This is a genomic window from Roseibium sp. MB-4 (assembly GCF_053005265.1).
Map to the genome: position 1 here is coordinate 354041 of NZ_JBRKQB010000004.1, position 15153 is coordinate 369193.

General features: G+C 56.4%; 14 protein-coding genes and 1 tRNA gene. 7 read left to right on the forward strand and 8 right to left on the reverse strand.

Annotated elements, in window-relative coordinates:
• Positions 1-46: 46 nt before the first annotated feature.
• The 7 genes from ACVDG4_RS21230 to ACVDG4_RS21260 all read right to left on the reverse strand — a co-directional run bounded on the left by ACVDG4_RS21230 (position 47) and on the right by ACVDG4_RS21260 (position 7685).
• Positions 47-1135 carry an ABC transporter substrate-binding protein gene (locus ACVDG4_RS21230; RefSeq protein WP_447236573.1) on the reverse strand — a complete coding sequence of 363 codons (1089 nt, stop codon included), beginning with the start codon at positions 1133-1135 and terminating at the stop codon, positions 47-49.
• A 50-nt stretch (positions 1136-1185) separates the two neighbouring features.
• Complete coding sequence (locus ACVDG4_RS21235) at positions 1186-2940, reverse strand: sulfatase-like hydrolase/transferase (protein WP_447236574.1); 1755 nt, start codon at positions 2938-2940, stop codon at positions 1186-1188.
• A gap of 89 nt (positions 2941-3029) precedes the next feature.
• Complete coding sequence (locus tag ACVDG4_RS21240; RefSeq protein ID WP_447236575.1) at positions 3030-3863, reverse strand: hypothetical protein; 834 nt, start codon at positions 3861-3863, stop codon at positions 3030-3032.
• A 51-nt stretch (positions 3864-3914) separates the two neighbouring features.
• Positions 3915-4325 (reverse strand): cysteine rich repeat-containing protein, encoded by a 411-nt coding sequence (locus ACVDG4_RS21245; RefSeq protein ID WP_447236576.1) that lies wholly within the window; start codon positions 4323-4325, stop codon positions 3915-3917.
• A 13-nt stretch (positions 4326-4338) separates the two neighbouring features.
• Positions 4339-4659, reverse strand: coding sequence for a hypothetical protein (locus ACVDG4_RS21250; protein ID WP_447236577.1), 321 nt, complete (start codon positions 4657-4659; stop codon positions 4339-4341).
• 56 nt (positions 4660-4715) lie between these two features.
• On the reverse strand, positions 4716-6386 hold the full coding sequence (locus ACVDG4_RS21255; RefSeq protein ID WP_447236578.1) for a sulfatase-like hydrolase/transferase: 1671 nt from the start codon (positions 6384-6386) through the stop codon (positions 4716-4718).
• 60 nt (positions 6387-6446) lie between these two features.
• Entirely contained in the window at positions 6447-7685 is a 1239-nt protein-coding gene (locus tag ACVDG4_RS21260) for a DUF3179 domain-containing (seleno)protein (protein ID WP_447236579.1), read from the reverse strand.
• 96 nt (positions 7686-7781) lie between these two features.
• Here ACVDG4_RS21260 and ACVDG4_RS21265 point away from each other — a divergent pair, with 96 nt between their 5' ends.
• From ACVDG4_RS21265 to ACVDG4_RS21285, 5 genes are all read left to right on the forward strand, one after another.
• Positions 7782-8798: a helix-turn-helix domain-containing protein gene (locus tag ACVDG4_RS21265; RefSeq protein WP_447236580.1), complete on the forward strand. Its 1017-nt coding sequence runs from the start codon at positions 7782-7784 to the stop codon at positions 8796-8798.
• A 163-nt stretch (positions 8799-8961) separates the two neighbouring features.
• Positions 8962-10059, forward strand: coding sequence for an alpha/beta hydrolase (locus ACVDG4_RS21270; protein ID WP_447236581.1), 1098 nt, complete (start codon positions 8962-8964; stop codon positions 10057-10059).
• A gap of 503 nt (positions 10060-10562) precedes the next feature.
• Positions 10563-11150: a MerR family transcriptional regulator gene (locus ACVDG4_RS21275; RefSeq protein WP_447236582.1), complete on the forward strand. Its 588-nt coding sequence runs from the start codon at positions 10563-10565 to the stop codon at positions 11148-11150.
• 38 nt (positions 11151-11188) lie between these two features.
• Positions 11189-11395, forward strand: a complete 207-nt coding sequence (locus ACVDG4_RS21280) for a transcription factor iiib subunit (RefSeq protein ID WP_447236583.1) — start codon at positions 11189-11191, stop codon at positions 11393-11395.
• Positions 11379-12467, forward strand: a complete 1089-nt coding sequence (locus tag ACVDG4_RS21285) for a tyrosine-type recombinase/integrase (protein WP_447236584.1) — start codon at positions 11379-11381, stop codon at positions 12465-12467. Before ACVDG4_RS21280 ends, ACVDG4_RS21285 begins: the two co-directional genes overlap by 17 nt.
• Here the strand turns inward: ACVDG4_RS21285 and ACVDG4_RS21290 are convergent.
• A tRNA-Arg gene (locus ACVDG4_RS21290) sits at positions 12468-12544 on the reverse strand. It lies immediately after the preceding gene.
• A 270-nt stretch (positions 12545-12814) separates the two neighbouring features.
• Between ACVDG4_RS21290 and ACVDG4_RS21295 the strand changes: the two genes are divergently transcribed.
• Both ACVDG4_RS21295 and ACVDG4_RS21300 read left to right on the forward strand, forming a co-directional pair.
• Positions 12815-13606 (forward strand): hypothetical protein, encoded by a 792-nt coding sequence (locus ACVDG4_RS21295; protein ID WP_447236585.1) that lies wholly within the window; start codon positions 12815-12817, stop codon positions 13604-13606.
• A gap of 73 nt (positions 13607-13679) precedes the next feature.
• Positions 13680-15107: a M48 family metalloprotease gene (locus tag ACVDG4_RS21300; protein ID WP_447236586.1), complete on the forward strand. Its 1428-nt coding sequence runs from the start codon at positions 13680-13682 to the stop codon at positions 15105-15107.
• The last annotated feature ends 46 nt before the right edge of the window (positions 15108-15153 follow it).

Genomic DNA, 15153 nt, shown 5'->3' on the forward strand with positions numbered 1-15153 from the left:
GCAGTCTCCTCTTTCAGGCCACGGATACGTGGCCTTGTTTCAGCCTTCACCGCTGGGTTGCTTCCGTAAACTCAAGGCTTTCAGGCAGGAAAGTCTCCTCAACTGTCAGGAGCCGGTCCGCAAGGCCCTGTTCGTGCGAATAGCGGAACAGGGTTTCAAGCGTTGTCCGGTTCGGTTCGATCCCGTAGGGGTAAAAATTGCGCCCCATTAACTGGCGGGTGTTGTCGAGTTCCTGACTGTACCAGGGCAACATGTCCGTTGCCCAGGTCAGGCGATCCTTGGTCCTGTACGCTTTGAACTTAGCCTTTGAATAGGCGTTGAAAACGGCTTTGGCGAGCCACGGGTGCTCGGCTGCCGTGTCCCGCCGGATCGCCAGAACATGCATGATCGGAAACACGCCGGTTTTTTCGAAATACGCTTGCTCAACAGACCTGAAATCCGGAAACAAACGGGCGATGCGGGTATCCCCCTCAACGAAGGCCGCCGGTGTTGCCGCATGAAAAAGGGCATCAACCTCGCCAGATAACAGAAGCTCGGACTCATCGAGCCCGGGTTTTCCTTGTGTGACGGTGATACCGGCGGGAATCTGGCTTTCTTGCGCGGACACAGCCCCCGCCACGGCTGCCGAGCTGTCAGCGTTCGAAATCACCCATTCCACATCCTGCGGACGGAGGCCGTATTCCTCTTCGAAGATGCCGCGGATCCAGGTCAAGGATGTCGACGAATAACCTGCTGTTCCGATCCGTTTGCCCGCCAGGTCTTGTGGCTTCTCGATCCCGGCACCGGCACGCACGAAAACGCTCTTGTGCCGGAACTGACGCAGCAGAAAAATCGGAAGAAGGGCGTAGTCGCGAAACCCTTCATTGGCATGGGCCAGCATGAACGGATGGAGGCCAAGCTCGGTGATTTCATTGCCGCCAGTTCCGGAGAAGGCGGCCGTGTTCATGTCCCCGATGGCCCCTTGAACAAACTCAGCGTCTGTCCCTTCGATTGCAACGCTCCCATCAAATAGAGCCTGGGTGCGATCCAAGAGATAACTCGACACCGTGATTGGAAGCTCGCCAGATTGAGCGGATGCCAAGGTTGGCGCAGCAATACCTGCGGCCACGGTCTGCAAAAACAATCGTCGGTCCATCAGACTTCCCCATGGAATGTCCCCGCTGCACAGGCAGCGGGGACATGATCTTATTGGCCGATGCTTGGATCACCTGCCGGATCAAACGGCAGCTCGTCCAGATGCTCGACATACTCCAGCGGATCGAAGGGCAGGTCCTTTAGCACCAGCTGAGGGTTTTGCTCACGCTTCAGTGCCTCGGAAGCGTTGGCAATGCCAGTCCACGGAATGCCGTGCTTTTCCGGACGGTCCGGGTACTTTTCTTTCCAGAGGTTGTGGCGCAAGACCATCCGGTTAAAGGGACGCTTCAGATGGATCAGGTTCGTCAGCATCGGCTGCACTTCCCGCGGGTCCGATGGCAGGAAATAGAACGCTGCCGGAATGCCGCTGGCTTCACCAACCGGGTCGGGTGAGATCATGTGCCGCTTGTAATCACCCTTCACTACGGCACCGAGCGTCGGTCCCGCATAGGTGAAGGTGTAGTCGCGGCGCCCATGCGTGTCACCGTTGAGCAAAAGTGCTGTCTGATCAATGCCATCGATCACGCGATCGGTCGGGATGTTTTCAAGCGCACCACCGAGGCTGGCAAAGGTGGTGAACAGATCGGTGATATGGATCATATCTCCGGGCATCGAGCCGGCTTCGATCATGCCCGGCCACACGGCAAAAGCCGGAACGCGCACGCCGCCCTCAAGGAAATCGCCTTTGCCGCCCCGGAAGATCGTTTCCGCAAACCCGGTTCCCGGGGGCGGGTTGTGGGACATCGGACCATTGTCAGCCATGGCAACAATCAGCGTGTTCTCCGCAACGCCGAGCTCAGCAAGTTTGTCCCGGATCGCCTTGATCATCGGGTCGATCGTGCACTGAAGTCCGTTTTGCAACAAAGCGCGCGCGCGGGTGCATTTCTCGCGGATCGGCATGAAGTTTGCCATGATCGGCCAGTTCGCAACGTAAAAGGGTTTGCCTTCCGCAACGTTGCGCTCCATGAACGCAAACATCCGATCGAGCCCTTCAGCGTCGATGGTCTCATAAGTCTCGGTCGTATTGTCACGCCATTGCAGTGTTTCACCGCCCTTGGTCCCTTCGGCCACCATCACCCAATCTTTGGTGACGAAGGTGTCATCGAGCTTGTAGGGATTTGCAGGCAGCATGTCCTCGAACAGGCCGATCGAGGCATTGCCCTGTTCCGCTTCGCGCGTGTTGAGAGACAGGATCTGGTTGTACCCGGTGAACAGAGCTTCGTCGAAACCCTGGTTGTGCGGGTAGCTCTCTTCAATGTCGCCAAGGTGCCACTTGCCGTAAAAGGCAGTCGCATAGCCCGCATCGCCCAGCACTTCAGCAAGGGTGACTTCCTCGGCATCGAGGCCGTGGCTCTCTTGCAGCATGCCGATATTGTACATTCCGGATCGAACCGCCATCCGGCCCGTCGCTGCTGCTGCCCGGCTCGGCGTACAGCCGACTTCCGTGTACATGCGCGTGAACATCATGCCTTCTTCTGCAAGCGCATTGATGTTTGGCGTTTCAAGACCGCGGACCGCCTGAATACCCGGCATGCCAAGATCGCCGTACGCCGTATCATCCCACATGATGTGGATCAGATTGGGCGGGGTTCCGTGCGTCTCGCGCAGTTCCGCAATCTTCGCCTGAAGCCCTTCGTCCTCTTCCGCCCAACGATCGCCGTTCTGGGCTTTCAGCACATAAAACTCGGCATCATGGATGATTTCTGTCCCATCCTGGGCCGCAGCACTCTGGGGCAGGATCAACGCCGATCCTGCAAGAAGTGCTGCAAGTGCACCGCCGTTTCGGCAGCTTCGTAACCAATGCATAGAATATCCCTCCCAAAAGATTACTCAGTAAGAATGGACCAGTCTTTGTTCGTTCTTGCCCGGCTCGGTTTTAACCAGCCTCCAAACCCCTAGAACCGCGCCACAACGCCGAGCAGCGGTCCGTGCGTAACGGTGTCGTAGGCAAAGCTGTCGATGCCGGACTTGCCGTTGCTGTAATCAACGCCGAGTGCCTTGTACTGAAGATGCGTCGACCAGATCTGGTTGAAGTGGTACCCGACGCCAGCCTGCACGTTCCAGGTGAAGTCGGACGCGGCTCCAAAACCGCCGATGTCTCCGCGGCCACTGACGGACCATTTTTCATTTAGCTTGTGAAATCCACGAACCCCGATCACCGGATCGATCCAGTCGGCGCCACGAGAAATGTCGAAATTGCCGGCAACGGTACCCGTGCGATTGAAATCGAGATTGATGTCCCAGTACCGCGCGCCCGCAATGAGGTCGACATACGATTGTGGTGTTGAGTAGGCCCGGTAGAACAGCATGCCCTCAACGATAAGCTGATCACCGCCAACGCGGATGCGCCCGCCCGGCAAGAGCGCGTCGGTCGAGTTCGCAAGGTTCATGTAAGCCACATCCACCATCGCGCCGAACCGCTGCCGATAGACCGCTTCTGCCCGGCCCATGAAGCCAAAACGAAGGTTCGAAAGGATGTCTGAGGTGCCGACATCGATGTCCGTGGACGGCAGGCGGCCGATCTGGGATGTCCCGACGATATTCGCCCCGACGAAATAGGGTGCCAGCACAAATTCCCACGTCTTGTTGACGCGCTCATTCACCGGAACGGGTTCTGGAACTGGAGCTTGCGGAAGATCCGCTGCAAGAACGGTGACAGGGAGAACGCACGAGACCAGCGTTCCAATGCACAGTTTTGCAGTTTTTGATTTCAGGTTGTGGAATGTCATGTGTCTCTCGTTGAAGTCCTTGGTGTGACTTTCAGCTTATGTGCCGCAACGTCAATTGACCAGTTCGCCGGACAACTCTGCAACCACACCGCTGCAGGCCGGTTCCAGATCTGCCTGCACTTCGGCAAGGCAACTCAACAGGCGCCCCTGACCGAAGCGCGTGTCCGCGCAGTGTTTTTGCAAGTCTGCGTCGCATATCGCGAGCGTGGAGCCGATGGTAAAGAACAGGCCATCTATGACATCGGCAATGTCTTCAAATGCAACGCCACATTCCGTGCTGATCTTGGTCTCATGTGCATAAAGACACGACAAGACGCGTCCATTGCCTGGTTCTACGGCTGAACAGAACTCGACAATTTCAGGTTCGCAGGCCTCCAGCACCCCTTGTGCATGGGTTGGAGAAATGAGACCCAAACCGAGTACGAGGCCTATAACGGACGAGCGCTTCACTGCATTCAACATATCTCATCCCCGCTTACGGATTGACCACAACATAGACCGTGGTGCCGCCTTCCTGAACGGCCTGGTAATAAACCCCGCCGCAGTTGTAATAGGCGCGGTATGGTGTGCAGCCCGCGACTGACGTACGGCGGGCGACCCGCCGGGTCGTGCGGCGGGAGGTTCGCCTGGCTGTCCCATGCACCGTGCCGGGGCCGCGCTGCGCCAAGGCTTTCTTCGCGCCAATCGCGATACCAGCCACAAAACCGCTTTCGACGGTGTCCTCTTCAAGCCGGATGTCTGCCAGCCAGAATGCGCAAGCCGTCAAAAGTGTCGCCAATACAAGTTTGATGCGCATGTTTTTCTCCTGGATCTTTCTGCATCCCGGACGTCGGGTCTTTGGACTGCTGTTCCTCACTTTTGAACGGATGCCTGTTTCACGAGAAAGGCCTCAACGGCCGCTTGGGTTTCAGGGCGGATGTTTTCGATCCCTTCATAGGGAACTCCGCGGGCAGGTCCGGTGTCCGGATACTTCTCCTTGCGCGCCAAATGCCGTCCAAGGATCCGGACGAACTCTTGCCCGCCCCATGCCCCGACCTCTGTCGATACGGGATATTTCTCGTGCGTATCCCGGTAGATGTCATAGAAGTTGGCAAGGATTGCGCTTTCACCGGGCCCCGGAAGGTTCAGGCGCAAGTGGTCCTTTACAAGCGCTTTCGGCGTTGCAACCGAGTAGATGATCACGTGATCGCGGCGGGTTTTGGATTCATCGGCAAAAAGCAGGGCGGCCGACTGGTCGACCCCATCAACAAGCCTGTCGCGCGGTATAAAGCCTTCGGCACCTGCGAACCGCGACAAGGTCGTATAGAGATCAGATACATGGATGATGTTGTTCACCATGGAATCGGCTTCAATCATGCCCGGCCAACGGATAAAGGCATCGACCCGAACACCGCCCTCGGTCGTGTCGCCCTTGCCCCCACGGTAGATCATGGGTGTGAAACCGGATTGCGGCGAATACTTCGTGAAATGGCCATTGTCGCCCATCAGGACCACGATCGTGTTGTCTGCCACGCCGACCGCTTCCATTTCGGCAAACAGATCTCCAAGATAGCTGTCCAGGAGCTGGAGCTTATCGGCGTAGAGACCGCCATTCACGCTTTCCGGTCCGTCCCGTCCGGCGCGGGTATTGTCGAGCGGGATCATGGGCCAGTATTGTAGAAAGAACGGCGCGTCTCCCTCAGAGAGCCGTTTCAGCTCGGAGATCGTTTTCAGCTGAAACGCTTCGTTCATGGCATCATATTTTTCGGCATCCCACCGCTCGCCCGGGGCCATCCGGATTTCACGGATCGGACCGCCGGCTTCACCGGCGATCACGGTCATCATCGCCGCTGGATCAGGACGGAACCAATTGTCGACTATGTAGTCATCTTCAAAGTCCTTGATGCCGACGGACACCTGTTCGCGAATGGCATCGTCGTTGAAGATGGTCAGCTGTCCTTGCTGGTGCACCGCGTGCTGGGCGTAATCAAATCCCTGGTTCATGGCCCAGCTTTCGGCGATATCGCCCATATGCCACTTCCCGACATGGCTCGTTGCGTAGCCCGCCTCCTTGAGAACCTCGGCGAGCGTCACTTCGTTTCCAGGCAGGCCAAACCCTGCGATGTCGACCGTGGTATCCCCCATTCCCATACGGACCGGCAGTCGGCCAGTCATTTGTGCAACCCGCGTTGGCGTACAGGACGGTTCGGTATACATGCGGACCATGCGCATGCCTTCGTCCGAGAACCGGTTGATGTTTGGCGTTTCTATTCCGCGAACCGCATTCAGCTCGGGAATTCCCATGTCACCAAACCCAAGATCATCGACCAGTATAGACACGATGTTGGGAGATTTGCCGCCATTGCCGGCACGGAACTGTTCGAGCAACCGATCAACCGCCGCATCATCCTCGGCCCATTGGGCGCCGTTTTGAGCCTGGAGAATGTAGTACTCGGCATCGTGAATGATATCTGTGTCTTGCGCTGACGCGGTCCCCATCGATATCAATCCAATGAGAACCGTTGCAAGTGATCGTCTTGTCATTCCTTCATCCCCTCCAGCCATTTTCGAACGGGCTCGGTTGTCCCTATGGCTTTTAATGTCTTATGCGGCGGCCTCCGCAGCGTGTCCGGTGCGGTTGATATCGGTATGCGGGTAATATTCGGCCCATACGTGCCAGAACATGCCGGGTTTCAACATTGACGCCCGTTTGAGCGGCCCTTTGTTCGTGTTGCCGAAGAAGTCGATTTCGTCGATCGGGCTGCCGGTGTCGTTGATCCAGACACCCAGGCTTTCAAACTTCGGATCCCAGGCGATTACAAGATCCTGCCCACCGACCGCCGCGTTGACGAGATTGCCGTTCTCGACCACAAAATCGTCTGTCCAGCAGGCTGCATCACCGTTGATGTCGACACCCCAGACATACGTCTTGTTGTGGAGCCGGGTGTCGTGCCGGGTCATATTGTCCATGACCGGCTTGGCTATACGGTGTTGTTTTGCGATTTCGGATGAAAAGACGGTCTCCAGAATCATGTCGAAGAGCGCCAACAGTGGATTCGACGGCGGTTTGTTGATGAAAACGGTCCCGCTCGGATACGCCTTTTGAAATCCTCGGAATGTCATGCGGAATGTTGGCCAGGATTTCATGCGCAGGCCCGGGCGAGCCGGGCAGACAGGGCCATCGGCTGATGGATCGACATCCCTTTCCCGGAATCCATAGATCTGCTGGATCGGTTCACCTGTCGTATTATCGCGCAGGATCAGATTGTTGCCATGCTGGGCAAGAACCTTGAGGTCCAATGGCTGGCCTTCAACTTCCGGCGTGTAGCCAATGCCGAGATTGGCCATGGCACAATAGGTCATGACGACGTTTTCGCCGGCGAGGCCTTCATCATTGCCCGCAAGATGCGGCCGCATGATCTGCGCATCAGGATGCGCACGGGCCACTCCCCTGTTTTCAACGACAACGACTGGGCTGGACGGGCTAACCCACTCCTGGGCGTCTGCGATCGAATAGTATTTGGCACTGTTTTTCTGGTTCCGCAGGCCAATGTGCACCCAAACGGCTGGGAACCCGTACAGAACAGCGCAAAGGACGCTAGCGATCAGCCACAGCCAAAATGGCCCACCACCCAAAGCAAAATGGGCAATGGTCATGACCGCTGCACCGCTCAGACCTGCGGCAACAAACCGGCCCTCGTTCCGGATGAAACGGACCATGTTGGCCCGCTTGACCTTGAGGATCATCTGACTGACATCCCCGAGGTCACGAAAATAGACGGCTCCAATCCCAACGCTTGTCAGAAGACCAAGGTAAAAAGCAATATTTCCAATGACTGCCATCTGCATCGCGCTCCCACTGCCCAAACGTCAATTTTGACAAGACCATAATAGCCTAAGATTTTGTTCCATCGGGCAGAGTTGAAAAAAGTGTAGTTTATGATGCAGTCTGGAGTGATCGAAATTGCGAAACGGAAGGCCGCTCTTTTGAACAGACCCGTGTATCAACCGGCGTTTCAGGCGACATTGGTCGCGGACTTCTGCCACGTGGATCAACTGTGCCACGAGGTTCAGTATTGGGATATTCAGTTCCAGCCTTTGACCGCGTTTTCAGACGACGGCCGTGTTGCCCACATCCTTCAAGGGACGTTCGCGTCTTTCGAGCTGAGTTATGCGCGCTTCCATCAAAATCTGGATCAGCGCGGCGCCCCTCCCCCGGGGAAACTCACTTTCACGATCCCGGGCCCGACAATGTCGAGGTTGTGGTGGTGTGGCAAAGAGACGGCCTCCGACTCCGTTCTGGTTTACTACCCCGGCGTTGAGTGGCGGTCGATCTCCAGCAGTGACTTTGAAGTATATCTCCTTTCGATAAACCTGGCCGATTTTGCGCGTTATGCCGCTCGGTTCGGCGCACCGGATTTAGATCCCTACCGTTTACAGACCATATTCAAGGTACCTGACGCCTTGTTGCGTCGGGCGCAGAACGTGCTTTGCTCCCTCAACTCCCCAGCGCCGCAGTTCGATACCCTGACGCTCGATGCTCTGGTAGAAGACTTGATTGGGTGCTGGCTGGCCCAGGCGGGCCTTCATCCCCGTGCGGCTGGACTTCATACATCACAGCGGGTGCTGACCCGGATCCTGGAAATGGTCGATGCAGGTGAGATCGAAGACGTGCGCCTTCCCGAGTTGTGCGCCGAAGCTGGCCTGTCCCGCCGCGCACTGGAAATCGCTTTCAAGGACAGATTTGGGGTCGGGCCGGCTGCCTTTATCAAGTCATGGAGGCTCGCCCAGACGCGCCGTCAACTGTTGCAGTCCGACCCGGGCGAAATTTCTGTCGCGGACGTCATGGCCGAACAGGGGTTTCTTCACGTCGGGCAATTTGCCACCGACTATAAGCGCTGGTTTCAAGAGCTGCCGTCGCAAACCCTCCTGCGGTCTTCCACGACATCTTCTTGAAAAAAGCCGTGCAAGTCTGCATCCGACCCGTCAGTCTTGTATTTCTTAATTTGGGCAGGCGATCACGGCTGGTATGGCGAAGGAAACTTCAACAAGGATCCCAGGGATCCGCTTTCGAGTGCACCGATATGCTTCTAAGGCGTTAGCAGGCCTGGGGATTCTTGTGTTGCTCGCCGGCACGTCCGGCTGCGCTGCCCGGTACTCTGCGGATGCATTTTTAACGAACGAAACGGCACAATCGGCAGGTACGCCGCACACTATCCTTGTGGCGAGTGCCCGGGCAGAGGCCGAGACGTTCGGCACCCTCTTTGAAGGAGACCGCAGCGATCGGATCTCCTACGCATCCGTAACCCTTTCGGTGCCGCCGGGCCACAAGCCCGGAGAAATCGAGTGGCCCAGAACATTTCCGGGCGATCCAGAACGCCACTTCACTGTTCGCGATACCTCCCGGCTTTCCGGCAACGCCGCATTTAAGCAAGCGATTGAGAAGGAACTCAGCCGGCGCACGCCCGATCAACGCAATGTCTTTGTTTTCATTCACGGCTACAACACAAGCTTTGCCGAAGCCACCTACAGGCTGACCCAACTGGCCCATGATACCGGCTACAAGGGTGTGCCGGTTTTGGTGACCTGGGGCTCCAGCGGGAACACGCTTGAGTACCTCTTTGACATGAACAGCACCATGATTGCGCGGGATGGTTTGGTGGAAACGCTGGCAACGCTCAACGAGACGTCGGCGCGCGAGATCGTTCTTATGTCACACTCGATGGGCAGCCTTTTGCTCATGGAAGGCATCCGGCAGGCGCATCTGGAGAACATTATCGGAGACAAACGGAAATTCTCCCAAGTCATCATTGCGGCACCGGACATAGATGTGGATCTTTTCAAGGCGCAGATGCGGCGGATCGGCAAACCGGACCGTCCGTTCATCATCCTCGTCGCGCGGGATGATGTTGCGTTGCGTTTATCCCGCAAGATAGCCGGTGGCGTCAGCCGGGTCGGCGCTTATGAAAACGACGAGGAGTTGTCGGGACTGGGTGCGATCGTTGTGGACGTGACCGAATTGTCAGCAAATGACCCTGCCCGTCACGGACGCTATGCCGATGCGGGAGATTTCGCACCACTGGTCCGCGACATGCTAGAGGAGCGCGGCATTGAAACGGTTGGACTGCAATTCGACCTGTCAAATGGCCGGTCACTGCCGCTCGAACCATTGATCGACCGCGGCCTCGGGATCGTGATCACGTCACCGGACCGGTAGCAACCTCGCCTTATAAGCAACCCGGTGAGCAGATTTCTTAAATGGTGTCCCGGACGCCCTTGAACACGAATTCCTTCCAGGCCGCTAGCGCATAATGGGCGATGCCCTCTCAATTGCCTTCGCGATTGACCCAAAAAAGCGTCGCTCGCTTATCAACATATCAGCGCCGCTAGCTATAGAGTTTTTCACTTAAGTTCCGTGCGGTTTTTGGTCGTCGAGCATGAGCGGTTTTGATAGTTGGAGCAGCAGACATACATTCCAAATAGATTTGTTTACTGGGACATTCGGTCTACAGCGGTCATCGGTCCATCCTGCAGATTTGCTTCATCTGAATTGAAGGCCAATTTTCAGGATAAGACTCCAACTCATCTAAGAGACAATCCTAGGACGCCAATCAGGGTGGAGACCAATACAGGCCAAAGAAGTGAGGCACATTGAGAATTTGAATAACCTCACATGAGATTTTGGCTTGACGCTTGGGAAACTCATGCGAGGTTCTGTTTGTGAGTAATCGAGTCGACATTGAAGTTCCTGAGTACACCCAGGCGGACGTCATTCGCATCACGGCTGTGAGCGCGAAAACGCTCCAGAATTGGACGGACCCCAATCGGGGGATCCTGCGCCTCAGTCAGGACAGTGTTGGCAAGGGGCGGCGGCGCTTGTATTCGGCGCTCGATATTATGGCGGTGACAATGATCGCGCATCTGAGTGCGCTCGGGGTCTCGCCAAACCTCGTTTCGCAGTTGTTTTATGAACGTGAAGCGAAGGTCAGTGACTGGTTCAAGTCAGCTTCTGAAGACCCGGACAAGGATTACATTTGCCGGATCTTTTTCGATGCTGACGGCCTGTTTGCAAGATTGATTGCAAGCAACGAAGACAATGACAGGTTTGCGTACGAAGAAGATTGGGCGGAACAGCGGTTCGCTTTCATTCAGGTTTCGCTGACCCGGATCGCCTCCTTTGTGGTGTTCGGTATTCGCGACATAACGTTCGAAGAAACGCCAGAAGACCAAAAAACCGAGGCCGAAAAGGCTATCTATGCTGCGAGCAAGGAATTGCTCGGAGATCGAAAAAAGGCAAAGCTCCCTTAAGTTCCGCGTGTCGCTTGCCGGTTTATGGACAGGAAAACATGGCACAGCGTCACCAGAAACTCGGAACAGCAGAGGCAACCCGTTACCTCAAACCGATCAAAGAAGCGGGTTTCAAAAGGGGCCGGGTCATAAAGCATCCGGACGGCAGAATTGAACTGGTCTGTGAAGACCAGCCATCGACACCAGCCTCTGCGCCGCTTTCGCCATTCGAGCAATGGGAAGCCAACCATGCGGACACACCTTAAAGGCATCAACATCATCCGTCGCAGGCTCCCAACCGGTGAATTTCGAACCTACTACTACCATCGCGCCACAAAAACGCGGCTCCAAGGTGAGCCTGGGTCTCCGGAGTTCTTAAGCAGCATCGCGGCAGCTGTCGCGCAGTGTCGGCAACGGGATGCCGGAACGTTGGGCGGGCTGATCCGTGAGTTCCAGAAAACGGCCAAATGGCGGCGGCTTGCAGAATCCACGCAAAATGAATACCGCAGAATTTTCACATTCTGGGAAGATGAGTATGGCACGTGCTCTTATCCGGCCTTGGAGGACAAGGCTTTTCGACGGGCGGTTATCAAATGGCATGATGCGTTTTCTGAATCCAAACCACGAGAAGCGGACAATCGGGTTACAGTTCTGGCCCGTGTTCTGTCCTGGGCGACCCGGGACGGCCCCTTAAAACGCAATGTCATGGATGGGTTCGAGCGGGCTTATCAGAGCGATCGTTCCGACAAGATTTGGCTGCCGGAACATGTCGAAGCCTTTATGGCAGTGGCGAGCCCGGAAATGAAGCTGGCGATGGTGCTCGCGCTTCACACGGGGCAACGCCGTGGAGACCTGCTTCAGCTGAACTGGAACAACTACGACGGTGAGCGGATTTCCCTTCATCAGGGCAAATCGCGGCGCGGGAAACTCAAAGGCCGTTTGGTGACGATCAAGTGCACCAAGGCGTTGAAGGAAACCCTGGGCGCTCTCAAACGGCAATCGACCTTGATCCTGACGACCAAAACAGGGCGCGCCTTTCAGAAACGCTATTTTGCCAATCAATGGGAAAAGACCTGCAAAGAGGCCGGGATTGAAGGGCTCCACTTTCACGATATCCGTGGAACGACTGTAACGATGTTGTTCCAGGCCGGTTGCAATCTCGGCGAGATCGTTTCGATCACCGGCCACTCCCTGCGACGGGCTCAGGACATTCTGGACAAATATCTCGCCAGAACATCGACGATGGCCGACAACGCAATCGCCAAGTTCGAGAACGTTTTGGAAACAGATTCTGCAAAACACACTGCAAAACAGGATAGGCAAAACCATGCTAAGTAGTGGTGACCCCGACAGGATTCGAACCTGTGACCCTCAGATTAGGAATCTGATGCTCTATCCTGCTGAGCTACGGGGCCTATCGCTTGCTCGAGTATCATGAATTGTGCGGGATGGCGAGTGTTAAGGCAGGTGGGCCCGGATCGGCAGATATTTCTACAGTAAATCCATATCTGTCTTAGGTGCGCCGTATTTGCCGCTTAGCCGAAAGGAAGGGCTTTTCGGTAAGGTGCGCTGTCAGAGTCTTCTGCCTGCCTTTCAGGTCAGAAAACAGGAGCGCGGAAACTTTAGAGAACAAGGGAGGGCGTACCGTCGTGGCTTGCTGGCAACGACAATTGTGGACGGGTGCCGTGGTTGCCGCGTTCTCTGTCTTCCTTGCCACCAGCGCTCATGCCGAGCTTGGCTCCTGTATCTCAGAAAACGTCGTGCCTGTCCCGGTCGTTGAGGCCGGAGAAACTGGTGTATTTTCAGATGCCGCCGGGCAGCACTACTACGCCAGTGAAGTCTTGCCGATTCTGACGGGAAGTCGCCAGAGTATTGGAACGACCGCCAATGAGGCCAACTTTCAGGCATTGCCGATTGGTCCTAAAAACCGCTGGCAAATGACACCCGCGATGATCGTGAGGAATGCGAACTCAGCTCCGACGTTGTTTCAAAAAGAACTTCTGGCCGCGGGCGAGGCGATTTTCATGCCGCAAGCCTCCGGTGGTGCGTGTGCAAAACTTCTTCGCGAGAGTGAACAAGCTGCGCGCCGTGCCGGGCATGGTCTGTGGGGGCAGAACCGTGCTGCGCCGGTATACTGGGCGGGCAATCCGAACCTGCTGCTGGAAGCTGCTGGAGACTATGTGATTGTCCAAGGCCGGATTGTTTCCCTTGGAAAAACCCCGCGCACCCGCTATCTGAATTTTGGAAGGTACTGGAAAACGGATTTCACCGTGACGATCGCGCGCAGCGAAGAGGACGCAATTGCCACACATCTGTCTGAGATCGGATTGTCATTTGAGGACCTTGCTCAGAAGGCTGTCGAAATTCGCGGTGTTTTGGATGTGAAAGATGGGCCGCTCATGGCGTGGGATCATCCAGAGCAGCTGATTGTTGTCGAGCAAAAAAGGGCAGGTCGTGACGGCCAAAACCGGGACTGAAAACTTGGCTGATATACCGGCTTCTGTTCCAATAGGCAGCAGGCTTGGTAAGCGTTACAGGGCGCGTTTGCGGATGGCTGTTCTTGCCGGCGCGGCCCTTGCGCTTGCCGGATGCCAATTGCTTGGCGATGGAGCCTCGGTTGGAACTGTCGCGCCTGGCACTCTTCGGCCAAGCCTTGCAGCAGACATCGGGGCGCGGGAACACCCGCGGGTCGTGGCGACCTATGGGGGCGTCTACGAAGACCCCGGGGCAGAGCGAGCCGTTGCCAGCGTGGTCGGCCGTCTGGTTGCTGCTTCACAGGATCCGTCGCAAAGCTACAAAATCACTATTTTGAACTCCCCGGCGATCAATGCCTTTGCGCTTCCGGGCGGGTATCTTTATGTCACGCGCGGGCTCTTGGCCTTGGCCAATGACACGTCCGAAATGGCGGCCGTGCTGGCTCACGAAATGGCGCACGTGACCGCCAATCACGCCATCAAACGCCAGCAACGGGCAGAAGCGCGGGAACTTGCAGATCAAATCCTGACCGATGTGGTTCAGGACACGGAAGTGGCGCGCAAGGCCATTGTCTCCTCCCAACTGTCCTTCGCGCGTTTCAGCCAGGTTCAGGAGCTTGAGGCGGACGCAATAGGTGTCAAAACTCTCGCAAAAGCCGGGTTTGATCCGTACGCGGCGGCCCGCTTTCTGCGGTCCATGGCGAAATTTGCGCAATACCAAACGGCTGGAAAAGAGGGCAGTTCAGCACCCGATTTCCTGTCTTCGCACCCGTCTACGCCCGAGCGCCTTCAAATCGCGGTGCGCTCTGCGCGCCAAATCGGGGCTCCTGGTATCGGTGAGCGGGATCGCACCCGGTACCTCAGCCAGATCGACGGTATGTTGTATGGAGATGACCCCCTTGAGGGGTTTGTGCGTGGAAGGTCCTTCCTGCACAAGGCGCTTGGTATCGGTTTCACGGTGCCGTCCGGATATATCCTGGAGAACTCGCCGGAAGCAGTGCTTGCAAGCAATGGGTCTGGTACGGCGATCCGCTTCGATGGGGCTGACGTCAGCACTTATTCCAGTCTTGCCGATTACATGACGTCCGGCTGGATCAATGGACTGTTGCCGCAAAGTGTGCGCGAAACAACGATAGGTGGTTTGCCGGCAGTGACAGGCGCTGCCATTACCCAAGGTTGGTCCTTCCGGATAGCTGTTGTCCGGATCGGCAAAACCGGATACCGGTTCATCTTTGCAAGCCGGTCTCCGTCGGATCAGTTTGACCAGGATTTCCGGAGAACGATTGAGAGCTTTCGGCAATTGACGCCGACAGAACGTGCGCGCCTGCGATCTCTCAGGATTAAGGTGGTGACCACTCAGGCGGGCGATACGCCGCGGAAGCTCGCCGTAGGCATGAGCGGTGTCGAGCCGTCCCGGCGTCTGGAATTTTTCTCAATTCTGAATGATCTGAGCCCGAACGAGCCAATTCCGGCAGGGACTTCGGTCAAGCTGGTTGTAGACTGACCACCTCGAGAAATACAATCAAAAAAGCCCGGGCGATGGCCCGGGC